This is a genomic window from Sphingopyxis sp. (genome assembly GCF_050725615.1).
In the GTDB taxonomy this organism is placed as follows: domain Bacteria; phylum Pseudomonadota; class Alphaproteobacteria; order Sphingomonadales; family Sphingomonadaceae; genus Sphingopyxis.
Genome location: NZ_JBOHHU010000073.1, coordinates 1 through 21,251, shown reverse-complemented (window position 1 = coordinate 21,251; position 21,251 = coordinate 1). Strand labels below are relative to the sequence as shown.

23 protein-coding genes are annotated in these 21,251 nt (G+C 65.2%); 17 read left to right on the top strand and 6 right to left on the bottom strand.

Going from position 1 to position 21,251, the window contains the following annotated elements; translation table 11 throughout:
• Positions 1 to 477, top strand: a 477-nt coding sequence (locus ACREB7_RS15710; protein ID WP_431593216.1) for an alpha/beta hydrolase family protein, incomplete at its 5' end; no start/stop codon positions are given.
• Between the two features lie 15 nt (positions 478 to 492).
• On the opposite strand, the gene ACREB7_RS15705 is transcribed toward ACREB7_RS15710, so the two are convergent.
• From ACREB7_RS15705 to lepB, 4 genes are all read right to left on the bottom strand, one after another.
• Positions 493 to 933, bottom strand: coding sequence for a hypothetical protein (locus tag ACREB7_RS15705; RefSeq protein WP_431593215.1), 441 nt, complete (start codon positions 931 to 933; stop codon positions 493 to 495).
• A 65-nt stretch (positions 934 to 998) separates the two neighbouring features.
• Positions 999 to 1,892 carry a GTPase Era gene (gene era / locus ACREB7_RS15700; protein ID WP_431593214.1) on the bottom strand — a complete coding sequence of 298 codons (894 nt, stop codon included), beginning with the start codon at positions 1,890 to 1,892 and terminating at the stop codon, positions 999 to 1,001.
• Positions 1,889 to 2,569 carry a ribonuclease III gene (gene rnc / locus ACREB7_RS15695; RefSeq protein ID WP_431593213.1) on the bottom strand — a complete coding sequence of 227 codons (681 nt, stop codon included), beginning with the start codon at positions 2,567 to 2,569 and terminating at the stop codon, positions 1,889 to 1,891. Before rnc ends, era begins: the two co-directional genes overlap by 4 nt.
• The gene (lepB, locus tag ACREB7_RS15690; protein ID WP_431593217.1) at positions 2,566 to 3,423 is read right to left on the bottom strand and encodes a signal peptidase I; all 858 of its coding nucleotides are present in this window, start codon (positions 3,421 to 3,423) and stop codon (positions 2,566 to 2,568) included. The genes rnc and lepB overlap by 4 nt, the downstream gene beginning before the upstream one ends.
• A gap of 194 nt (positions 3,424 to 3,617) precedes the next feature.
• Here lepB and pgi point away from each other — a divergent pair, with 194 nt between their 5' ends.
• From pgi to ACREB7_RS15675, 3 genes are all read left to right on the top strand, one after another.
• Positions 3,618 to 5,123, top strand: a complete 1,506-nt coding sequence (pgi, locus tag ACREB7_RS15685) for a glucose-6-phosphate isomerase (protein ID WP_431593212.1) — start codon at positions 3,618 to 3,620, stop codon at positions 5,121 to 5,123.
• Between the two features lie 107 nt (positions 5,124 to 5,230).
• Positions 5,231 to 6,577 (top strand): glutathione-disulfide reductase, encoded by a 1,347-nt coding sequence (gene gor / locus ACREB7_RS15680; protein ID WP_431593211.1) that lies wholly within the window; start codon positions 5,231 to 5,233, stop codon positions 6,575 to 6,577.
• Positions 6,578 to 6,637: 60 nt separating this feature from the next.
• The gene (locus ACREB7_RS15675) at positions 6,638 to 7,654 is read left to right on the top strand and encodes an NAD-dependent epimerase/dehydratase family protein (protein ID WP_431593210.1); all 1,017 of its coding nucleotides are present in this window, start codon (positions 6,638 to 6,640) and stop codon (positions 7,652 to 7,654) included.
• 113 nt (positions 7,655 to 7,767) lie between these two features.
• Here ACREB7_RS15675 and ACREB7_RS15670 read toward each other — a convergent pair whose 3' ends face one another.
• Entirely contained in the window at positions 7,768 to 8,553 is a 786-nt protein-coding gene (locus ACREB7_RS15670) for an SDR family NAD(P)-dependent oxidoreductase (protein WP_431593209.1), read from the bottom strand.
• A gap of 102 nt (positions 8,554 to 8,655) precedes the next feature.
• Between ACREB7_RS15670 and ACREB7_RS15665 the strand changes: the two genes are divergently transcribed.
• Positions 8,656 to 9,549: a LysR family transcriptional regulator gene (locus ACREB7_RS15665; protein ID WP_431593208.1), complete on the top strand. Its 894-nt coding sequence runs from the start codon at positions 8,656 to 8,658 to the stop codon at positions 9,547 to 9,549.
• Here the strand turns inward: ACREB7_RS15665 and ACREB7_RS15660 are convergent.
• The gene (locus ACREB7_RS15660) at positions 9,546 to 10,955 is read right to left on the bottom strand and encodes a helix-turn-helix domain-containing protein (RefSeq protein WP_431593207.1); all 1,410 of its coding nucleotides are present in this window, start codon (positions 10,953 to 10,955) and stop codon (positions 9,546 to 9,548) included. The genes ACREB7_RS15665 and ACREB7_RS15660 overlap by 4 nt on opposite strands.
• Before the next feature lie 108 nt (positions 10,956 to 11,063).
• Between ACREB7_RS15660 and ACREB7_RS15655 the strand changes: the two genes are divergently transcribed.
• The 12 genes from ACREB7_RS15655 to ACREB7_RS15600 all read left to right on the top strand — a co-directional run bounded on the left by ACREB7_RS15655 (position 11,064) and on the right by ACREB7_RS15600 (position 21,190).
• Positions 11,064 to 12,596: an acyl-CoA carboxylase subunit beta gene (locus ACREB7_RS15655; RefSeq protein WP_431593206.1), complete on the top strand. Its 1,533-nt coding sequence runs from the start codon at positions 11,064 to 11,066 to the stop codon at positions 12,594 to 12,596.
• Between the two features lie 10 nt (positions 12,597 to 12,606).
• On the top strand, positions 12,607 to 12,867 hold the full coding sequence (locus ACREB7_RS15650; RefSeq protein ID WP_431593205.1) for a hypothetical protein: 261 nt from the start codon (positions 12,607 to 12,609) through the stop codon (positions 12,865 to 12,867).
• A 53-nt stretch (positions 12,868 to 12,920) separates the two neighbouring features.
• On the top strand, positions 12,921 to 13,286 hold the full coding sequence (locus ACREB7_RS15645; protein ID WP_431593204.1) for a hypothetical protein: 366 nt from the start codon (positions 12,921 to 12,923) through the stop codon (positions 13,284 to 13,286).
• A complete protein-coding gene (locus ACREB7_RS15640) occupies positions 13,283 to 13,732 on the top strand; it encodes a Rap1a/Tai family immunity protein (RefSeq protein WP_431593203.1) in 450 nt (149 codons plus the stop codon). Before ACREB7_RS15645 ends, ACREB7_RS15640 begins: the two co-directional genes overlap by 4 nt.
• A complete protein-coding gene (mce, locus tag ACREB7_RS15635; protein WP_431593202.1) occupies positions 13,729 to 14,169 on the top strand; it encodes a methylmalonyl-CoA epimerase in 441 nt (146 codons plus the stop codon). Before ACREB7_RS15640 ends, mce begins: the two co-directional genes overlap by 4 nt.
• Positions 14,169 to 14,783: a glutathione S-transferase family protein gene (locus ACREB7_RS15630; RefSeq protein ID WP_431593201.1), complete on the top strand. Its 615-nt coding sequence runs from the start codon at positions 14,169 to 14,171 to the stop codon at positions 14,781 to 14,783. The genes mce and ACREB7_RS15630 overlap by 1 nt, the downstream gene beginning before the upstream one ends.
• 11 nt (positions 14,784 to 14,794) lie before the next feature.
• The gene (scpA, locus tag ACREB7_RS15625; RefSeq protein WP_431593200.1) at positions 14,795 to 16,942 is read left to right on the top strand and encodes a methylmalonyl-CoA mutase; all 2,148 of its coding nucleotides are present in this window, start codon (positions 14,795 to 14,797) and stop codon (positions 16,940 to 16,942) included.
• The gene (gene bioB / locus ACREB7_RS15620) at positions 16,939 to 17,940 is read left to right on the top strand and encodes a biotin synthase BioB (protein ID WP_431593199.1); all 1,002 of its coding nucleotides are present in this window, start codon (positions 16,939 to 16,941) and stop codon (positions 17,938 to 17,940) included. Before scpA ends, bioB begins: the two co-directional genes overlap by 4 nt.
• Complete coding sequence (locus ACREB7_RS15615) at positions 17,940 to 18,182, top strand: hypothetical protein (RefSeq protein ID WP_431593198.1); 243 nt, start codon at positions 17,940 to 17,942, stop codon at positions 18,180 to 18,182. The genes bioB and ACREB7_RS15615 overlap by 1 nt, the downstream gene beginning before the upstream one ends.
• Positions 18,179 to 18,571: a lysozyme inhibitor LprI family protein gene (locus ACREB7_RS15610; protein WP_431593197.1), complete on the top strand. Its 393-nt coding sequence runs from the start codon at positions 18,179 to 18,181 to the stop codon at positions 18,569 to 18,571. The genes ACREB7_RS15615 and ACREB7_RS15610 overlap by 4 nt, the downstream gene beginning before the upstream one ends.
• A 129-nt stretch (positions 18,572 to 18,700) precedes the next feature.
• Positions 18,701 to 20,707, top strand: a complete 2,007-nt coding sequence (locus tag ACREB7_RS15605) for a biotin carboxylase N-terminal domain-containing protein (protein WP_431593196.1) — start codon at positions 18,701 to 18,703, stop codon at positions 20,705 to 20,707.
• Positions 20,708 to 20,818: 111 nt separating this feature from the next.
• Positions 20,819 to 21,190, top strand: coding sequence for a tRNA-binding protein (locus tag ACREB7_RS15600; protein WP_431593195.1), 372 nt, complete (start codon positions 20,819 to 20,821; stop codon positions 21,188 to 21,190).
• Positions 21,191 to 21,251: the final 61 nt, after the last annotated feature.

The window sequence follows — 21,251 nt, the reverse complement described above, 5'->3', positions numbered from 1 at the left end:
TTGTCCTTCGCCCTGCACAGCTGGTCCGAACTCTATGGCTTTTCGCTCGACGCGATCGCCAATCGCACGAACCAGGGCATCATCCACCGGCTGGCGCAGAATAATTGCGTCAGTCTGGACAAGAAGCCGAAGCTCGGCACGATCCTGGGCATTGTGACGATCGCCCGCGCGACAAAGACCAAGGATATCGCGACGATCGAACCCTGGGGATCGTGGGCGCGCAGCAACAGCGTCGACCCCGCGCGCGTTCCGGGGCCGCTGCTCATCGCGCAGGGCGACAAGGATGTCATCGTCGCGCCGGCCGTCACGCGCCGCTTCGCGCAGGCCGTCTGCCGCCAGCGCACCAAGGTCCGCTATGTCGAGATGCGCGGCACCGATCATGGCGCCAGCGCGAAGGACAGCGTCACCGAAACATTGGCGTGGATCGGCGCGCGGTTCGATGGCCAGCCGCCGCCCGACGATTGCCGACGAATTTAGCGCCGCGCCATCGCGCTAGTTGAACACGCCCGGGTCGACCGGTCCCTTGCCGGCCAGCCAGGCGACCGCATCGGAGCGGAACAGCACGGCCGCCGAGCCGACCGACAGCGCGGTGACCAGCAATGTCGCGCCCAGCCACATTGTGCTCAGGCTGTTGGGTTCGAAGAGCGAGGCGATCGTTTGCAGCGTGCCGAGCGCGACCAGCACGACATAGATCCACTTCGCGACATTGCTGCCGCGCCGCGCGATGGCGTACCAGAGCGCGGCCAAAATGGCCAAGGTGACGGCAAAGATGAACATGGTTATGCCGATCGCTGTCGATGACCGCATCCCGGCCGCTCCGTGCTCGATTTCGGCCATCATGTCGTTCCATGCCAAATAGGTGGTTACGACGCTGATCGCGAAAGACGTCCATAACAGACGTTCAAACAGAATGATCGATGGCGGCCGGTGCAAGATTTTTCCCCCTGGTCGAAATGGTTACGACCCATGTAGCGAAAAGTCGCCTGGCATGACACGCCCTAATCGACCCAATCGAGCCCCATGTCGCGGTACACGCCCCGGTCCTCGTCCCAGTTCGCCTTGACCTTCACATGCAGGAACAGATGGACCTTGCGGCCGAGCAATTCGGTCAGCTCGGCGCGGGCCTTGCTGCCGATTTCCTTGATCCGCTCGCCCTTGTGGCCGAGGATGATCGCGCGCTGGTTGTCGCGTGCGACCAGGATCTGCTGGTGGATTTCGGCGCTGCCGTCCTTGCGCGTCGTGAACTTCTCGGTTTCGACGGTCGACTGGTACGGCAGCTCCTCGTGGAGCTGGCGATAGAGTTGCTCGCGGGTGATTTCGGCGGCGAGCATCCGTTCGGGCGCGTCGCTGACCTCGTCCTCGGGGAAATGCCAGGGCCCCTCGGGCATCAGCGCCGCCAGCGTCGCCTTGAGTTCGGGAACCCCGTCGCCGGTGCTCGCCGAGATGAAGAAGGTTTCGTCGAACGCAACGCGCTCGTTGAGCTGGGTCGCGATCGTCAGCAGCTTGTCCTTCTTGGTGAGGTCGACCTTGTTGAGGACCAGGAATTTCTTCTCGGGTCGCCCCTCGATCCCCTGCAACACGCGCTCGGCGCGCTCACCGAGCTTTGCGGCGGCGTCGATCATCACCAGGATCGCCTCGGCCTGGTCGAGGCTGTTCCACGCGGCGGCGACCATCGCGCGGTCGAGCCGGCGGGTGGGGGCAAAGATGCCGGGGGTGTCGATCAGCACGATCTGCGTCTCGCCGTCCATCGCGACGCCCATCAGCCGGGTGCGCGTCGTCTGCGCCTTGGGGCTGACGATCGCGACCTTCTGGCCGACGAGCGCGTTGACGATGGTCGATTTGCCCGCATTCGGCGCGCCGACGACGGCGACAAAACCGCAACGATGGGTCATTCCTTATATCCTTCCAGGATCGCGAGCATCGCGATCGCCGCGGCTTTTTCGGCCGCCTGTTTCGATGCGCCTTCACCCTCGGCTTCGGCGAGCTTGCCGACCGCCACCCCGACGCGGAAGCGCGGAGCATGGTCAGGGCCGTCGCGACGGATCAGGCGATATTCGGGGGGCTTGCGACCCTTGGCGGCGGCCCATTCCTGCAGCGCCGCCTTGGGGTGCTTGGGCGCCGCGACCTGCCCGTCGATCATCGCGCCCCAATGGCGGACGATGAAGGCGCGCGCGGGCTCGTCGCCGAGGTCGAGCCACAGCGCGCCGATCAGCGCCTCCAGCACGTCGGCGGCGATATTGTCGCTATGGCGCCCGCCGTCGCCGATCGCCTGGGTGCCGAAACGGACATGCGCGTTGAGGTCGAGCCCCTGGGCGATCCGGGCGCAGGTCTCGCCCGACGCCAGGACGTGGAGCCGCGACGACATTTCGCCCTCGCTCGCCTTGGGAAAGCGGCGGAAAAGTTCCGACGCGATCACCAGCCCGAGCACGCGGTCGCCGAGAAACTCCAGCCGCTGATAATCGGCGGCGCCGCTGCTGCCATGGGTCAGCGCCTCATGGTACAGGGCGATGTCGCGCGGCGTGGCGCCGGTGAGGGCTGCGATCGTTTCGGCGGAGACGCCGCCGGTCAAAAGCCATCCCCGATGCGGTCCCAGCGCGCCGCGCGGAACCAGCTGATCGGGTTGAGCCAGCTCGCCGATCCGTCGGTTGAGAACATGCCGACCAGCGCCTTGCCGACGAGATTTTCCTGCGGCACGCCGCCGCCAAGCCCGCCTTCGATCATCGGCACGCGGCTATCGGCGCTGCGGTCGCGATTGTCGCCCATCAGGAAGACCTTGCCCTCGGGCACGACATAAAGCGTGGTGTTGTCGACCGGCAGATCGACGATATCGAGCACGGCATAGCTTTTGCCGTTGGGCAGCGTTTCCTTGAAACGCGGGAAGCGGCACTGGCGGGTGCCATCGGGAGCCTTGATCTCGAACTGCGCGTCGTAACAGGTGTTGAGCAGGCTGTCGTCGCTGGGCACCGGCAGGCCGCGGCCGCGCAGTTCGTTGCGCGCGGCTTCGAGCATGTTGTCGGTCACCGGAATGACGAAGTCGGCCATTTTTTCGCGCGGCAGCGCCTTGCCGTTCAGCCAAACGATGCCGTCGATCACCTGCACCGTGTCGCCGGGAAGGCCGATCACGCGCTTGATCCAGTCGTCCCTGTTCAGCGGCGGCGCCTTGAACACGACGACGTCGCCGCGTTCGGGGGTCTTGGCCAGAATATGGCCGGGGATCAGCGGCACGCTGAACGGCAGGCTGTATTTCGAATAGCCATAGGCCATTTTGTTGACGAGCAGATAGTCGCCGATCAGCAATCGCGGCTGCATCGATTCCGACGGAATATTGAACGGCGACAGGAAAAAGCTGCGGAAAATCAACACCGCGATCGCCAGCCACGCCAGAAAGCGGACGGTGTCGATCGCCTCTTCCTTGGCCGTCATCGGGGCGGGGGCAGGGGCGGGGGTCGCCGGGCCGGCTGCGGGCGGCGTATCGGCGGAAAGGCTGGCTTCGGTCATGGCGCGGCATTTGGCGATGAATAGGTCTTCGCGCAAGCAAATATCGGCGGATCGCACTGGCGCGTGCGGCGCGGCAGACCTATGGAAATGGCCTCCGGACAGCATAAGGAAGCCGATTCATGACGACAGCCGACCAAGCCTGGCAGGCGCTCGCCGACTGGCAGCCGCAGCGGCTGACCGATCTTGTCGCCGCCGACCCGGCTGCGCGCCTCGACCGGCTGGTTTCGAGCGTCGCCGACATCCGTTTCGATTTCGCCAAGACCCATCTCGACGACGCGGCGATCGCGATCCTCTCCGACCTCGCCAGCGCGCAGGATTTCGCCGGGCGCCGCAAGACGCTGTTCGCGGGCGGCATCGCCAACCCGACCGAGGATCGCGCCGCCGAACATAGCGCCGAACGCGGCGATGGCGCTCCTGAATCGGTCCATCGCGCACAGGCGCTGCACCAGCGGATGCGGATGCTGATCGACGCGATCGAGGCCGGCGCTTTCGGCGAGATCCGCCACCTCCTCCATATCGGCATCGGCGGATCGGCGCTCGGTCCCGACCTGCTCGTCGATGCGCTCGGGCGGGGCGGGTCGCGCTATGACGTCGCGGTCGTCTCGAACGTCGATGGCGCCGCGCTCGACGAAGCCTTCGCCAAATTCGACCCCGCCTGTACGCTGATCGCGGTGGCGTCGAAGACCTTCACCACGACCGAAACCTTGCTCAACGCCGCCTCGGCGCTGCAATGGATGGAGGAGGCGGGGGTCGTCGACCCCATCGGCCGCGTCATCGCGCTGACCGCGATGCCCGAACGCGCGATCGAATGGGGCGTCGACGAAACGCGCATCCTGCCGTTCAGCGAGACGGTGGGCGGGCGCTATTCGCTCTGGTCGTCGATCGGTTTTCCCGCCGCGCTCGCGCTCGGCTGGGACGCCTTCGCCGACATGCTCGAGGGCGCGGCCGAAATGGACCGCCATTTCCGGCTGTGCGACGGCGCCGACAATGTCTGCCTGCTCGCGGCCTTTGCCGACCAGATCTATGCCAACCGCCTCGATTGCCAGACGCGCGCGGTGTTCGCCTATGACGAACGGCTGCGGCTGCTGCCCTCCTATCTCCAGCAGCTCGAAATGGAATCGAACGGTAAGGCGGTGACGCTGGATGGCCAGCCGCTCGGGCGGGAGAGTGCGGTGATCACCTGGGGCGGGGTCGGCACCGATGCGCAACATGCGGTGTTCCAGCTGCTCCATCAGGGCACCCATCTCGTTCCGGTTGAGTTCGTCGTCGCGCGCGAGCCCGACCATCTGCTCGACGAGGCGCATCACGAAACGCTCGTCGCCAATTGTATCGCGCAGGGCGCGGCGCTGATGACCGGACGGACGAGCGCGGACGGCGCGCGCAATTATCCGGGCGACCGGCCCTCGGCGACGATCCTGCTCGACCAGGTGACGCCGCGCAGCCTTGGCGCGCTGATCGCCTTTTACGAGCATCGCGTCTTCGCCAATGCGGTGCTGCTCGGCATCAATCCCTTCGATCAGTTCGGGGTCGAGCTGGGCAAGCAAATGGCCAAGGGCCTGTCCGAAGGCACGATCGTGTTCGACGCGGCGACGCAGGCGCTGATGCAGGCGGCGCTGGGCGAATGAGGGCGAACCACTGACTCTGACGGCAAAAATCGATTGGCAAGCTGCGCCGGCGTAACCACATAGGCGCTCGCTGCGAACAGCAGCCGACATGTTTCAGGGGCTTCGCGATGAGCAATTTCGACTATGATCTTTTCGTCATCGGTGCCGGGTCGGGCGGGGTGCGCGCGTCGCGCATCGCCGCGTCGCACGGCGCGCGGGTGGCGGTGGCCGAAGATTATCGCGTCGGCGGCACCTGCGTCATCCGTGGCTGCGTGCCCAAGAAATTGCTCGTCTACGGCGCCCATTTCGCCGAGGATCTGAAGGACGCGCGCCATTTCGGCTGGGATGTTCCCGACTGCAAGTTCGACTGGAACCGGCTGCGCGACAATGTCCAGGCCGAGGTCACGCGGCTCGAGGGCCTCTATGGCCAGACGCTCGATAATCACAAGGTCACGGTCTTCAAGACCCGCGCGACGATCGCCGGCCCGCAGAAAGTGCGGCTTGCCGACGGCACCGAGCTGACCGCCGAACGCATTTTGGTGGCGACCGGCGGCTGGCCGCATGTCCCCGAATTTCCGGGCAGCGAACACGCCATCACCTCGAACGAGGTCTTCCACCTCGAAACGCTGCCGAAGCGCTTCGTGATTGCGGGCGGCGGCTATATCGCCAACGAGTTCGCGGGCATTTTCAATGAATTTGGCAGCAAGGTGACGATCGTCAATCGCGGCGACACGATCCTGCGCGGCTATGACGAGCAGATCCGCGACCGGCTGCTGCAGATTTCGATGACCAAGGGCATCGACTTCAAGTTCAACGCGCCGTTCCAGTCGATCGAAAAGAATGAGGATGGTACGCTGACCGTGATGCTCGAGGGGTGCGAGCCGATCGTCGCCGATGCGGTGCTTGTCGCTGCGGGCCGCGTGCCGAACACCAGGGGCATCGGTCTCGAAGAGGCCGGAGTCGAACTCGACGACCATGGCGCGATCAAGGTCGACGAGACCAACCAGTCGTCGTTGCCGAGCATCTATGCCGTCGGCGACGTCACCAACCGCATCCAGCTGACCCCGGTGGCGATCCGCGAGGGGCAGGCCTTCGCCGACAGTATGTTCGGCGGCAAGCCCACCCTGGTCGATTATCAGAATGTCCCGAGCGCGGTGTTCAGCCACCCGCCGATCGGCGCCGTCGGCATGACCGAGGCCGAGGCGCGCAACAAGCTGGGCAGCATCCGCGTCTACACCAGCGATTTTCGCGCGATGAAGAATGTCCTCGCCGGCCGCAACGAACGCGCGCTGTACAAGATGATTGTCAACGCGGCGACCGACCAGGTCGTCGGCCTCCACATGATCGGCCCCGACGCGCCCGAGATTTTGCAGGCGGCGGCGATCGCGGTGAAGGCGGGGCTGACCAAGGCCGATTTCGACAACACCGTCGCGCTGCACCCCAGCATGGCCGAGGAACTGGTGCTGCTGAAATAAGGTTTCGGCCTGCAACGCAAATGCGCTACCTTCGCGGCCAGAACAGGCATGGAGGGGCGCATGGCGGGAACGGCATTGGTCACCGGGGGCAGCGGTTATATCGCGGGTTTCCTGATCCGGCAGCTGATCGACAATGGCTGGCACGTCCACACGACGGTGCGCAGCCTGAAGCGCGAGGCCGAGGTGCGCGGCTGGCTCGATGTCGACAACGACAAGCTGCGCTTCTTCGCCGCCGACCTCGAGCATGACACGGGCTGGGCGGAAGCAATCACGGGCTGTTCGCATGTCGCGCATGTCGCCTCGCCCTTTCCGCTCGACGTCCCCAAACATGCCGACGACCTCGTGATCCCGGCGCGCGAAGGCGCCTTGCGGGCGCTGCGGTTCGCGCGTGCCGCCGGGGTGCGGCGCTTCGTCCTCACCTCGTCGATGGCGGCGGTCGCTTATGGCCATGGCAAGGGCCGCGATATCTACAGCGAAGCCGACTGGAGCAACCTCGATAACCCGGAGGTCATGCCCTATCCGCGCTCGAAGACCGTCGCCGAGCGCGCCGCGCGCGACTGGGTGGCGGCCGAGGGCGGCGATATGGAGTTCGCGTCGGTCAATCCGGCGGCGGTGTTCGGGCCGTTGCTCTCGGACGATCTGTCGACCTCGATCGAGGTGGTGAAGCAGTTGCTCGAAGGCAAGGTGCCGATGTGTCCCGACGTCGGTTTCGGCATCATCGACGTGCGCGACGTCGCTGACATGCATTATCGCGCGCTGACGGTGGAGGGTATCCGGGACGAGCGCTTCGTTTGCTCGGGGCCGTTCCTGAAATTCATCGACGTCGCCAACATCCTGAAGGCCAGTCTGGAAGAACAGGCGCGCAAGGTGCCGACGAAGAAGATGCCCGACTGGCTGCTCAAGGCGCTGGCGATCTTTCGGCCGGAGCTCAAGCAAGTGGTCGCCGAGCTTGGCAATGTCCGCGGCGGCGATAGCCGCCACGCGATGGCGCGCCTCGGTTGGACCATGCGCCCGCCCGAGGAAGCGATCCTCGCGACGGCGCATGATTTGATCGGGCGCGGGATTGTGAAGGTCTGAAAATCCCCCTCCCATTTATGGGAGGGGTTAGGGGAGGGCCTGTTTCCTTCCAAAGGTAGGCGTCTTTGGACACGCCCTCCCCCGACCCCTCCCGCAAGCGGGAGGGGAGTTTATCACGCAATCGTCGGCACGATCCCGCCTTCGGCGCGGATCGCGGCGCCGTTGGTCGCCGCCGCCAGCGGACTGGCGAGGAAGGCCACCGTCGCGCCGATCTCGTCGGCGTCGATCAGGCGGCGGATCAGCGACAGCGGGCGCAGTTCATCGAAAAAGGCCGTTTCACGCTCGGCTTCGGGCGCGTCGGGGTTCGACACCACCGACTGGATGAAATCGACGATGCCTTCCGAACGCGTCGGCCCCGGCAGCACCGAATTGACCGTGACGCCGCTACCCCTGGTCTGCTCGGCGAGGCCGCGTGCGATGGTGAGTTGCGCGGTCTTGGTCATGCCGTAATGGATCATCTCGGCGGGGGGCAGCAGCCCGCTTTCGCTCGCGATGAAAATCACGCGGCCCCAGTTCTTCTCGATCATCTTGGGGAAATAATGGCGCGACAGCCGCGCGCCGCTGACGACATTGACCTCGAAGATGTTGTGCCAGTCGGCGTCGCTGATCTCGGCGAAGGGCTTGGCTTCGTAGATGCCGAGATTGTTGACGAGGATGTCGACCGTAGGAACCGCGGCGATGAGGGTCGCGGCGCCCTCGGCGGTCGCGGGGTCGGCGAGCACGGCGCGGATCGTACCCGCCTGCGCCAGTTCGGCGGCGGCTTCGTCGAGCTTCGTCTGGTTGCGGCCCGTGATGACGACCGCGACGCCCGCCTCGGCGAGGCGCTTGGCGATGGCGAAGCCGATGCCGGCGGTCGATCCGGTGACGAGGGCGGTCTTGCCGTTGAGTTTCAGGTCCATGATGGGTCTCCTTGGATGGAAGGGCTTTGATGAAGTGAAGATAGCGCGGCGGCCCATTGTTGATTAGAATGTCACTCTTCATTTCAGAAGTGATTCAGAATCATGGATAACCGGTTCGGTGATATCGAGACATTTCTGGCGGTGGCGAGCGGGGGAAGCTTCGCCGCGGCGGCCAAGGCGCTGCGGCTCACGCCCTCGGCGGTCAGCCGCAGCATCGCACGGCTCGAGCAGAGGCTCGGCGCGATTCTCTTCCGCCGCACGACGCGGTCGCTCGCGCTGACCGCCGAGGGCAGTGCCTATCGCGACCGGATGAGCGTGCTGCTCGCCGAGATCGAGACGGTCGAGGAGGGGCTTGGGCGCGAGAAGCAGGGGCCGCGCGGACTGCTCCGCGTCAACGCCTCGCCGTCGATCGGCGTGCCCCTGCTGCCGATCCTGCCGCGTTTCACCGTTCGTTACCCTGAGATCGTGCTTGACCTCGCGTTGTCCGACACGATCGTCGACCTGGTCGAGGAGCGCGCCGACATCGCGATCCGCATCGGGCCGCTGCGCGACACCAGCCTGCGCGCGAAGAAGCTCGGGCATAGCCGCATGGTGCTCGTTGCCAGCCCCGCCTATCTCGCGCGGCGCGGGACGCCGCAGACGCCCGAGGATCTCGACGCGCACGACTGCCTGCGTTTCAGCTTCCGCCGTTCGATCGACAGCTGGCCCTTCCGCATCGGCGGGCGCATCGTGCATCGCCCGGTTCCCGGCAGCTTCTTCGGCAATTCGGGCGAGCTGGTGCGCCAGATGGCGATCGCGGGCGGAGGGATTTCGCGGCATGGCCATTTCCATGTCGCCGCCGACCTCGCGGCGGGTCGGCTCGTCGAGCTGCTCGCCGACTATCACCCCGGCGACGGCGAGGACATCCACGCGCTCTACGCGCGCGAGGATCGCGCCGCAGCGCGTATCCGTGCCTTTCTCGATTTCCTCGACGAAGAGCTGGTGATCGCTGCCTAGCCGATGCGGTACGGCACCACGTCGCGCCGGTCGGGATCGACGAGGATCGGGCGGTCGCTCGGCGGGAAGGCGCGCTGGTCGCAATCGTCGCGCGGGCAGATGCGGCACGACGATCCGATCCGTGTCGCCGCCTGCGGCGCGGCGACATCGACCCCGTCGGCATAGACGAAGTCGGCGGCATATTGCGCCTCGCAGCCGAGCGCGACGGCGTAGCGGCGCGGCGAGCGGGCGTAGCTGCCCGACGGTTTTACGAGCCCTTTCGCCATCGACACATAGCGCAGCCCATCGGGGGTCTCGGCGAGCTGGAACAATATGCGGTCGGGGATCGCCGCCGCCTCATGGACGACCCACAAGGGGCAGGCGCCGCCGAAGCGCGCGAACTGTAGCCGCGTTGCTGAATGCCGCTTGGTGATATTGCCCGCCATGTCGACGCGGCAGAAGAACATCGGAATGCCGCGCGCGCCGGGGCGCTGGAGCGTCGAGAGCCGATGACACGCCTGCTCGAAGCTCACGCCATAATCCATGCGCAGCCTGTCGATGTCGTGGCGCACCGCGCGCGCGCTGGCGCGGAACGGGGCGTAGGGCATCAGCACCGCGCCTGCGGCGTAATTGGCCAGCCCGACGTGGAGCAATTGCCGCGCGGCTGCCGTGCGCAGCGGGCTGGCCTCGACCACCGCCGCGATCTCGTTGGCCAGCGCGAGTGCGGCCAGCTGGTGTGCGAGCTGGAAGCGGCGGCTTTCGGCGGGCTGCGACGGGTCGATCACCAGATGGCGCATCGTCGCGTCATAGTCGCGCAGCGCCTGCGTCTGGTTATAGACGATCGAGATGCCGAGCGCGTCGCGCAGCCGCCGCTCGATCGTCTCGATCGCGGGAGAGGGCGCGCGCCCGCGCAATTGGCCCGCGAGCACTTCGGCGGCGCGGTCGATGCTGTCGACGTAGTTTCCCGCGTCGTGGAACCAGTCGCGCACCTCTTCCCATGGCAGGCGGCTGCCCTCGGCAGTGCCGCCGGTAAGCGCCTCGTCGATGATTTGCAGCCGCTGCCCAGCGCGGCGATAGGCGGCGTGGAGCGCGACGAACTGGTCGGCGAGCTGCGGTTGCTGGAGCGCGGCGCGTTCGAGCTGCTCAGGGGGCAGGGGCGCGGCGGCGAAGAGCGGATCGGCGGCCGCTTCGCGCAGCGCGCCCTGGCGGCGGTCGCCGGCGTCGGCGGCGACTTCCTCCCATTCGAGCGGGAAAAGGCGTTGCAGGCGGTCGAGCAAAGCCGGGGTCAGCGGGCGGTCGTCATGCTCGATCTGGCTGAGGTAAGAGGCGGAGATGCCGAGCTGCGCGGCGAAGTCGGCCTGGCGGATCGCGCGACTTTCCCGAAGTTGGCGAAGTTGTCGCCCAGCGTAGAGGCGGGTTGGCAGCATCCGGCCGAGCCTACTTTGCAAAGTTGGACTTTGCAACTTTGCAAATTCGCATTTGCATCACGGACCCATCGCGCGCAGACGGCACATTCGATTTATCCGGAGAGACGCATGTCCGCCAATATCGCCGAAATGGAACGCCGCCGCGCCGCCGCCGCTCTGGGGGGCGGGCAAAAGCGTATCGATGCGCAGCACAGCAAGGGCAAGCTGACCGCGCGCGAACGGCTGAACGTCCTGCTCGACGAAGGCTCGTTCGAAGAGCTCGATACCTATGTGGAGCATAATTGCACCGATTTCGGCATGGAAAATCAGAAGATTCCGGGCGACGGCGTGGTCACCGGCAGCGGCACGATCAACGGCCGCCTCGTCTATGTGTTCAGCCAGGACTTCACGGTCTTCGGCGGCGCGCTGTCCGAGCGCCACGCCGAGAAGATCATGAAGGTGATGGACAATGCGATGAAGGTCGGCGCGCCGGTCATCGGCCTGAACGACAGCGGCGGCGCGCGTATCCAGGAGGGTGTCGCGTCGCTCGGCGGCTATGCCGAGGTGTTCCAGCGCAACGTGCTGGCGTCGGGCGTGGTGCCGCAGATCAGCCTGATCATGGGCCCGTGCGCGGGCGGCGCGGTTTACAGCCCCGCGATGACCGACTTCATCTTCATGGTGAAGGACAGCTCGTACATGTTCGTCACGGGCCCCGATGTTGTCAAAACGGTGACCAACGAGGTTGTAACGCAGGAGGAACTGGGCGGCGCCATCACCCACACGACCAAGAGCTCGGTCGCCGATATCGCGTTCGAGAATGATATCGAAGCGCTACTCGCGACGCGCGATTTCTTCGATTATCTGCCCGAAAACAACCGCAGCGGCGTGCCCGAGCGGCCCACCGACGACCCTTGGGACCGCGCCGAGCCGAGCCTCGACACGCTGATCCCGCCCAATGCGAACCAGCCGTACGACATGCACGAGCTGATCCGTAAAACGGTCGATGAGGGCGATTTCTTCGAGGTGCAGCCGGCGCACGCGGGCAATATCATCTGCGGCTTCGGGCGCATCGAGGGGCGCACGATCGGCATTGTCGCGAACCAGCCGATGGTGCTGGCGGGCGTGCTCGACATCAATTCGTCGAAGAAGGCCGCGCGTTTCGTCCGTTTCTGCGATGCGTTCGAGATCCCGATCATCACCTTCGTCGACGTCCCGGGCTTCCTGCCCGGCACGGCGCAGGAATATAACGGCATCATCAAGCATGGCGCGAAGCTGCTCTTCGCCTATGCCGAGGCGACGGTGCCCAAGATTACCGTGATCACGCGCAAGGCCTATGGCGGCGCCTACGACGTGATGGCGTCGAAGCATCTGCGCGGCGACCTCAACTATGCCTGGCCGACCGCCGAGATCGCGGTGATGGGCGCGAAGGGCGCGGTCGAGATCATCTTCCGCAGCGACATCGGCGACCCAGAGAAAATCGCGCTACGCACGAAGGAATATGAGGACCGCTTCGCCAACCCGTTCGTCGCAGCGTCGCGCGGCTACATCGACGAGGTCATCCACCCGCACAACACGCGCAAAAGGATCGCGCTGGGGCTGCGCAAGCTGCGCAACAAGCAGCTCGAAAACCCGTGGAAGAAGCATGACAATATTCCGCTGTGAGTGCTGAGCCATGGACTGGGTTTGGGCCATTATCTCCATGTTCTGGACCGTCGGCGCCTGGGTCGTCGCGAGCGCTTGCTGGACGACGGCACGACGCTGGAATGCAATGGGTGTCATCGAAAATGGCGTTGGTTTCCGTCTTCGGCGCGAGGAAAATCCATTTGGCTTTTCGCTTGCCTATCGCGGGACGCAATTGGTCGCCGCTCTGGGGCTGCTGTTCGTCGCGATCGGGATCGCGATAACCATGGGATGGATCGCAAGAGCGTTATGAGAATCACTCTATTCCTTGCTGCGTCGATCGCATGTCTGCTGGCGTCTCCGACGATGGCCCAGGACGCCGCCGACCAATGGGAACGCGGCAGCGATCCGGTGACGCTGACCGGCGGGCTGCGCCACATCGCCAGCGACACCTATGTCACCTGCTCGGCGCAGGGCGGTTTTGTCCGCGTGTCGGTCGCGGCAAAGAGCGATCATCCGGTGACGCTGTCCTCGGGCGCGGTCGCGACGCGCGTTTTCGAATCGAAGCTGACCGATGGCCGCATCCATGGCTTCACCAACGCCGACGATCCGCTCTATGCGGCTGTGATCGCCAACCGCGACCTCAGCGTCGACGGCAAAAGCCTTGGTTTTTCCGACAAGGATTTTCGCTATTTCTCGCTGCTGCTGCGATCGTGCAAGGTGCCGTCGTGACGAGATTGAGTCGTCGCCTTTCCGCCCTGATCGCGATCGGCCTCGCGGTTTTGCCGTCGGCCGTTCTGGCTCAGGACAGCAGCGGCGCGAACCGGGAATTCACGATTCATGGCACCAATATCGAGGTGCGATTGCCGGTCCAGCATTCGGCCGACGATTTGCTGCCCCGGTGCGATATTGCATCGCCCGAACGGCTGACAAATGGCGATGCCTTTATCTGCGCCGGATATCTGACGGGCGCGGAAGATGCGATGCACGTCATTTGGGTCTCGAACGGGCTGGATCCCGCTTTTTGCAAGCCGAGGGGCACCGAACGGCGCATCCTGGTCCAGGCCTTTGTCGATTTTGCGCGCGCGCATCCTGAAAAAGGCGATCTGCCGGCGGCGCTCGTCATGCTGCAAGCCTATCGTGAGAAATTTCCCTGCAAGGCCGGAGACAAGCCGTGAAACTAGGTCGCCTCAACCATATCGGCGTCGCGACGCCGTCGATCGCCGACAGCATCGTCTTTTACCGCGACGTGATGGGCGCGACGAAGATCCACGACCCGTTCGACCTGCCCGAGCAGGGGGTGAAAGTGTGTTTCGTCGATACGCCGGGCGTCGATGGCGCGCTCAACGGCACGCAGATCGAGCTGGTTGAGCCGTTGCCCGGCAACACCTCGATCGCGGGTTTCCTCGAGAAGAACCCGGCGGGCGGGCAACATCATATGTGCTACGAAGTGCCCGACATTCATGCCGCCAAGGCCGCGTTCGAGGCGCTGGGCAAGCGCGTGCTGGGGGAACCGCGCATCGGCGCGCATGGGACGCTGATTTTCTTCCTGCACCCCAAGGATATGGGCGGGGTGCTGACCGAGATTATGGAGACGCCGCAGGGCGATCATTGATGATCTTTTACGACAGCCCCAATCCAGCGCCCAACCCGCGTCGCGTCCGCATCTTTGCGGCGGAGAAGGGCATCGACCTGCCGAGCGAGACAATCTCGATCGTTGCGGGCGAGCATAAGGCGCCGGGCTATCTTGCGATCAATTCGCGGGGGCAGACGCCGGCGCTGAAGCTCGACGACGGATCGGTGCTGACCGAGAGCGTTGCGATCTGCCGCTATCTCGAAGCACTGCACCCCGATACGCCGCTGTTCGGCACGACGCCGGCCGAGGTCGGCACGATCGAAATGTGGATACGCCGCATCGAACTGGTGCTGATGGAGCCGATCGGCAAGGTCTGGGTGCACACCCATCCGTTTACTGCGCGGCTGCCGATCCAACGCTTTCCCGACTATGGCGAGACCAACCGTCCGCGCGCGCTCGACGCCTTTGCGATGTGCGATGCCGCGCTTGGCCAATCGCCCTGGCTGGCTGGCGAGGCGTTCAGCATGGCGGATATCCTGCTGCTCACAGCCGTCGATTTTGCCGCTTTCATCGGCATCCCGCTCCCCGAAGACCTCATCCATCTGCGCGCCTGGCACGACCGCATGTCGGCCCGGCCCAGCGCGCAGGCCTGAAAGCAAAGACCATGACCGACAAACCCACCCTCGACCAATGGGCTGCCGCCGCGACCAAGGAAGTGAAGGGCAAAGACCTCACCTGGCACACCGCCGAGGGGATCGACGTCAAGCCGCTCTATACGGCCGAGGACGTGACGGTGGAGCCTGGCCTGCCCGGTTTTGCGCCCTTCACGCGCGGGGTGCGCGCGTCGATGTATGCCGGGCGGCCGTGGACGATCCGGCAATATGCGGGTTTTTCGACCGCCGAGGAATCGAACGCTTTCTATCGCCGCAACCTCGCTGCGGGGCAGAAGGGCCTCAGCGTCGCCTTCGACCTCGCCACCCACCGCGGCTATGACAGCGACCATCCGCGCGTCACCGGCGATGTCGGCAAGGCTGGCGTCGCGATCGACAGCGTCGAGGATATGAAGATCCTGTTCGACGGCATCCCGCTCGACCAGATGTCGGTCAGCATGACGATGAATGGCGCGGTGATCCCGATCCTCGCCTTCTTCATCGTCGCGGGCGAGGAGCAGGGGGTCGAGCGCAAATTGCTCGACGGGACCATCCAGAACGACATCCTCAAGGAGTTCATGGTCCGCAACACCTATATCTACCCGCCCGAGCCGAGCATGCGGATCATCAGCGACATCTTCGGCTACACCAGCCGAGAGATGCCCAAATTCAACAGCATCTCGATCTCCGGCTATCATATGCAGGAAGCCGGCGCGACGCAGGTGCAGGAGTTGGCCTTCACCATCGCCGACGGCATGGAATATGTGAAATATGGCGTGGCGTCGGGGCTGGACATCGACAAGTTCGCCGGGCGGCTGAGCTTCTTTTTCGCGATCGGCATGAACTTCTTCATGGAAATCGCCAAGCTGCGCGCGGCGCGGGTGCTGTGGCACCGCGCGATGACCACCTTGGGCGCGCAGGACGAGCGCTCGAAGATGCTGCGCACGCATTGTCAGACGTCGGGCGTCTCGCTGACCGAGCAGGATCCGTACAACAACGTCATGCGCACGACGATCGAGGCGATGGCGGCGATGCTCGGCGGCACGCAGTCGCTGCACACCAACGCGCTCGACGAGGCGATTGCGCTGCCGACCGACTTCTCTGCCCGCATCGCGCGCAACACCCAGATCGTGATCCAGGAAGAGACGGGGATGACCAAGGTCGTCGATCCGCTGGGCGGAAGTTACTATGTCGAGGCGCTGACCCAGCAGCTCGTCGACGCGGCGCAGGAGATTATCGACCGCGTCCAGTCCGAGGGCGGCATGGCGAAGGCGGTCGCGGCGGGCTGGCCCAAGGCGATGATCGAGACCGCCGCCGCGGCGCGGCAGGCGCGCGTCGATCGCGGCGACGATGTCATCGTCGGGGTGAACAAATATCGCCCGAAGGACGAGGACCTGCTCGAAACGCTCGAGGTCGATAACGCCAAGGTGCGCGACGGCCAGATCGCGCGGATCGCCAAGACCAAGGCGGAGCGCGACGAGGCGGCGTGCCAGGCGGCGCTGAAGGCGCTGCGCGATGCCGCAGCGGGCGAGCAGTCGATCGAGAACAATTTGCTCGCGCATGCGGTCGAGGCTGCGCGTGCGCGCGCGACGCTCGGCGAAATCAGCTCGGCGATGGAGGAAAGCTTCGACCGCTACGGCACCCAGCCGACCCCGGTGAAGGGCGTCTATGCCGCGCCATACGAGGGCGATGCGCGCTGGCAGCAGGTGCTTGACGGCGTCGCGGCGGTCGAACGCCGCATGGGACGCAAACCGAAATTGCTCGTCGCCAAGATGGGGCAGGACGGGCATGACCGCGGCGCGAACATCATCGCCTCGGCGTTCGGCGACATGGGCTTCGACGTCGTGTCGGGGCCTTTGTTCCAGACCCCCGAGGAAACCGTCGTGCTGGCGCTCGACAGTGGCGTCGACGTCGTCGGCGCGTCGAGCCTCGCCGCCGGGCACAAGACGCTGATCCCCGAACTGATCGGCAAGCTGCGCGAAGCGGGCCGCACCGACATCAAGGTGATCGCGGGCGGCGTCATCCCGCCGCAGGATTATGACTATCTGCGCGACGCCGGGGTGCAGGGCATCTATGGCCCGGGCTCCAACGTCGTGGAGTGCGCCGCCGATGTGCTGCGCCTGCTCGGCCACAATATGCCCCCTCTTGGAGAAGCCGCATGACCACCGAAACCCGCACCGACTGGACGCGCGACGAGATCGCCGAGCTGTTCGACCTGCCGTTCGACGAGCTGATGTGGGAGGCGCAGGGCGTCCACCGCCGCCACCATGCGCGCGGCGAGATCCAGCTGTGCACCCTGCTCAGCATCAAGACCGGCGGCTGCGTCGAGGATTGCGGCTATTGCTCGCAATCGAAGTCGGCCGACACCGGGCTGAAGGCGACCAAGCTGATGGACGTGCGCGCGGTGCTGCAGGCGGCGGCGCAGGCGAAAGATTCGGGATCGAAGCGTTTCTGCATGGGGGCCGCCTGGCGCAACCCCAAGGACCGCGACATGCCCGCGATCGTCGAGATGGTCGAGGGCGTGCGCCAGATGGGCATGGAAACCTGCATGACATTGGGGATGCTGACCAAGGAGCAGGCGCAGACGCTGGCGGTCGCGGGGCTCGATTATTATAATCACAACATCGACACGAGCCCCGAGAATTACGGCAATGTCATCACGACGCGCAGCTTCGAGGACCGGCTGAACACGCTGGAGGAGGTGCGCAGCGCCGGGATCAACGTCTGTTCGGGCGGCATCGTCGGCATGGGCGAGACGCGGAGCGACCGGGTCGGCTTCATCCACACCCTCGCGACCTTGCCCGAGCATCCGGGCAGCGTGCCGATCAACGCGCTGGTGCCGGTGAAGGGCACGGTGCTGGGCGATATGCTCGCCGACACCCCGCTCGCCAAGATCGACGATGTCGAGTTCGTGCGCACCGTCGCGGTCGCGCGCATCACCATGCCGCGCAGCATGGTCCGGCTGTCGGCGGGGCGCGAGAGCATGTCGGAGGCGACGCAGGCGCTTTGCTTCATGGCGGGGGCGAACAGCATCTTCACCGGCGATAAATTGCTGACCACGGGCAACCGCGGCGACAGCGCTGACGCCGCCCTGTTCGCCAAGCTGGGGCTCAAGCCCATGGAAGGCGAAGAGCCGATGCGGATGGAAGCGGCGGAATAATGACCCGCAAGCCGCTCCTTGTCCTGATGGCGTCGCTGTTGTTGCTGCCCGCGTCCTGTGCGTGCGGCTACACCGCGAACCGGATGCAGGGGGTGCGGCTGGGCTCGGAGGGCGGCGCGGCCTCGCCTTTGTGGGCCGAAAATCTGCTGTGGATCGGCGCGCTGGTGCTGATGCTCCTGTGGGCGCGGCAGGTGTCGAAAATCTATCGGACCGAGCCGGCGGCGAAGGAGACGGGCGAATGATGCTGATGTCGTTGATGCTGCTCGCCGCCGCGGCGCAGGAGCCCGAGATCGACTGCGGGAACGCGCTCTACCAGGTCGAGATGAACTATTGCGCGGGCAAGGAATATGACGCCGCCGACGCCGCGCTCAACGCGCAGTACAAGCTGACCGTCGCGGCGCTGAAGCTGCGCGACAAGGACATCGACCGCAGCTACGACAGTCAGCCGACGCATTATGACACTTTGCTCGCGGCGCAGCGGGCGTGGATCACCTATCGCGACCAGCACTGCCTGTCCGAAAGCTTCGCCGCGCGCGGCGGGAGCATGGCGCCGATGCTGCACAGCGGCTGCATGGCGCGGCTGACGCGGGAGCGGACGGCGGAGTTGAAAGAATTGATCGAGGAATTTTGAGGTGAAGTTTCGTCCCCCTCCCGCTCGCGGGAGGGGTTAGGGGAGGGCTTGTTCCCTCCAGATATCGTCGATTTCCCTTGCGGACAGGCCCTCCCCCGGCCCCTCCCGCAAGCGGGAGGGGAGAATAGAGTGTTCAAGAAAATCCTGATCGCCAATCGCGGCGAAATCGCCTGTCGCGTTATCAAGACAGCGCGCCGCATGGGCATTGCGACCGTCGCCGTCTATTCGGACGCCGATGCGCGCGCGCCTTTTGTGCAGATGGCCGACGAAGCCGTGCACATCGGCGCGTCGCCTGCGGCCGAATCCTATCTGATCGCCGACAAGATCATCGCCGCGTGCAAGGAAACCGGCGCCGAGGCGGTGCATCCGGGCTATGGTTTCCTGTCCGAGCGCACCAGCTTTGCCGAGGCGCTTGCCAAGGAAAATATCGCCTTCATCGGCCCGCCGGTGAACGCGATCGCCGCGATGGGCGACAAGATCGAGTCGAAGAAGCTCGCGATGGAGGCCGGCGTGAACGTCGTCCCCGGCTTCGTCGGCGAGATCGAGGATACCGAACATGCGGTGCGCATCTCGGACGAGATCGGCTATCCGGTGATGATGAAGGCATCGGCGGGCGGCGGCGGCAAGGGCATGCGCCTCGCCTATAGCGAGCAGGACGTCCGCGAGGGGTTCGAGAGCGTCAAGCGCGAGGGGCTGAACAGCTTCGGCGACGACCGCGTCTTCATCGAGAAATTCATCCTGAACCCGCGCCACATCGAAATCCAGATCCTCGGCGATCAGCATGGCAACACGCTGTACCTCAACGAGCGCGAGTGCAGCATCCAGCGCCGCCACCAGAAGGTCGTCGAAGAGGCGCCGTCGCCCTTCGTCACGCCCAAAATGCGCCAGGCGATGGGCGAGCAGTGCGTCGCGCTGGCGCGTGCGGTCGGCTATTATAGCGCGGGCACGGTCGAGCTGATCGTGTCGGGCGCCGATCCGACGGGCGAGAGCTTCTACTTCCTCGAGATGAACACCCGGCTCCAGGTCGAGCATCCGGTGACCGAGGCGATCACCGGTATCGACCTGGTCGAGCAGATGATCCGCGTCGCGGCGGGCGAAAAGCTCGAATTGAAGCAGGAAGATGTGAAGCTCGACGGCTGGGCGATCGAGAACCGCGTTTATGCCGAGGATCCCTATCGCGGTTTCCTGCCTTCGACCGGACGGCTCGTGCGCTATCGTACCCCGGTTCCGGCGTGGGAGGGCGATGAGCGCGGCGAAGACGGCGTGCGCGTCGATGCGGGGGTCGAGGAAGGCGGCGAAGTGTCGATCTTCTACGACCCGATGATCGCCAAGCTGATCACCTGGGGCGAGACGCGCGACGAGGCCGCCGACCTGCAGGTCGCGGCGCTCGACCGCTTCGAACTCGAAGGGCTCGGCCATAATATCGACTTCCTGTCCGCGATCATGCAGCATCCGCGCTTCCGCTCGGGCGAGCTGACCACCGGCTTCATTGCCGAGGAATATCCCGAGGGCTTCCACGGCGCCGACACCGATGCCGATGTGACGCGCGCGCTGGCGGCGATCGCGGGCTTCATGGCCAGCGCCGAGGCCGACCGCGCGCGGCGGACCGACGGCCAGCTCGGCGACCGGCTGAACCCGCCCGCCAAATGGCAGGTGACGATCGACGGCACCCCGCACAAGGTCAAGGTCGGCGAAAAGCATATCAAGGTCGACGGCGACAAGGTCGATATCGCGCTCGAATATACGCCGGGCGACAAGCTGGTCGTCGCCGATATCGACGACAGCGAACTGGCGGTGAAGGTCGCCAAGACGCGCACCGGCTGGCGCATGACGACGCGCGGGCGCATTCACAATGTCCGCGTCCTGCCCTGGCATGTCGCGCCGCTGAGCGCGCATATGATCGAAAAGGTGCCGCCGGATCTGTCGAAATTCCTCATCTGCCCGATGCCCGGGCTGCTCGTCGCGCTGCATGTGGGCGAGGGCGACAAGGTCGAGGCGGGTCAGCCGCTCGCGACGGTCGAGGCGATGAAGATGGAGAATATCCTGCGCGCCGAAAAGACCGGTACGGTGAAGACCGTCAACGCGGCGCAGGGCGACAGCCTGGCGGTCGACGCGGTGATTTTGGAGATGGAATAGACATCCAACATCCGTTCGTGCTGAGCTTGTCGAAGCACCGTCCTTCCTTCTACGGCAGTCGAAGAGAAGAACGGCCCTTCGATAGGCTCAGGGCGAACGGAGTATATTGGCATGCACGTCAATCACGATGCGGACGCGGGCACGGCATCCGAAATCACCTTCGACGATTTCCTGAAGGTCGATATCCGCATCGGCACGATCGTCGCGGCCGAACCCTTCCCCGAGGCGCGCAAACCCGCCTTCAAGCTGAAGATCGACTTCGGCCCCGCGATCGGGATGAAGAAGAGCAGCGCGCAGATCGTCGACCGCTATGCGCTGGACGATTTGCCCGGGCGGCAGGTCGCCGCCGTGGTCAACTTCCCGCCGCGCCAGATCGGCAAATATATGTCCGAAGTGCTGACCCTGGGCTTCGCCGATGAGGAAGGCGCGGTGATCCTGTTCGCGCCCGACCATGCGGTGCCGAACGGGTCGCGATTGTTCTGATCGCGCTACCCGAAATACCGTCATTGCGAGCGTAGCGAAGCAATCCAGAGTAGCGTAAACC

Excerpts from the sequence above, each read along its gene's own strand:
- ACREB7_RS15610 (WP_431593197.1), top strand. The coding sequence starts at position 18,179 with ATGATGCTGATGTCGTTGATGCTGCTCGCCGCCGCGGCGCAGGAGCCC.
- pgi (WP_431593212.1), top strand. The coding sequence starts at position 3,618 with ATGACGACAGCCGACCAAGCCTGGCAGGCGCTCGCCGACTGGCAGCCG.
- era (WP_431593214.1), bottom strand. The coding sequence starts at position 1,892 with ATGACCCATCGTTGCGGTTTTGTCGCCGTCGTCGGCGCGCCGAATGCG.
- ACREB7_RS15615 (WP_431593198.1), top strand. The coding sequence starts at position 17,940 with ATGACCCGCAAGCCGCTCCTTGTCCTGATGGCGTCGCTGTTGTTGCTG.
- ACREB7_RS15660 (WP_431593207.1), bottom strand. The coding sequence starts at position 10,955 with ATGCTGCCAACCCGCCTCTACGCTGGGCGACAACTTCGCCAACTTCGG.
- lepB (WP_431593217.1), bottom strand. The coding sequence starts at position 3,423 with ATGACGGCCAAGGAAGAGGCGATCGACACCGTCCGCTTTCTGGCGTGG.
- bioB (WP_431593199.1), top strand. The coding sequence starts at position 16,939 with ATGACCACCGAAACCCGCACCGACTGGACGCGCGACGAGATCGCCGAG.
- ACREB7_RS15645 (WP_431593204.1), top strand. The coding sequence starts at position 12,921 with ATGGCCCAGGACGCCGCCGACCAATGGGAACGCGGCAGCGATCCGGTG.
- ACREB7_RS15600 (WP_431593195.1), top strand. The coding sequence starts at position 20,819 with ATGCACGTCAATCACGATGCGGACGCGGGCACGGCATCCGAAATCACC.
- ACREB7_RS15665 (WP_431593208.1), top strand. The coding sequence starts at position 8,656 with ATGGATAACCGGTTCGGTGATATCGAGACATTTCTGGCGGTGGCGAGC.
- ACREB7_RS15630 (WP_431593201.1), top strand. The coding sequence starts at position 14,169 with ATGATCTTTTACGACAGCCCCAATCCAGCGCCCAACCCGCGTCGCGTC.
- scpA (WP_431593200.1), top strand. The coding sequence starts at position 14,795 with ATGACCGACAAACCCACCCTCGACCAATGGGCTGCCGCCGCGACCAAG.
- ACREB7_RS15650 (WP_431593205.1), top strand. The coding sequence starts at position 12,607 with ATGGACTGGGTTTGGGCCATTATCTCCATGTTCTGGACCGTCGGCGCC.
- ACREB7_RS15675 (WP_431593210.1), top strand. The coding sequence starts at position 6,638 with ATGGCGGGAACGGCATTGGTCACCGGGGGCAGCGGTTATATCGCGGGT.
- ACREB7_RS15670 (WP_431593209.1), bottom strand. The coding sequence starts at position 8,553 with ATGGACCTGAAACTCAACGGCAAGACCGCCCTCGTCACCGGATCGACC.
- ACREB7_RS15655 (WP_431593206.1), top strand. The coding sequence starts at position 11,064 with ATGTCCGCCAATATCGCCGAAATGGAACGCCGCCGCGCCGCCGCCGCT.
- gor (WP_431593211.1), top strand. The coding sequence starts at position 5,231 with ATGAGCAATTTCGACTATGATCTTTTCGTCATCGGTGCCGGGTCGGGC.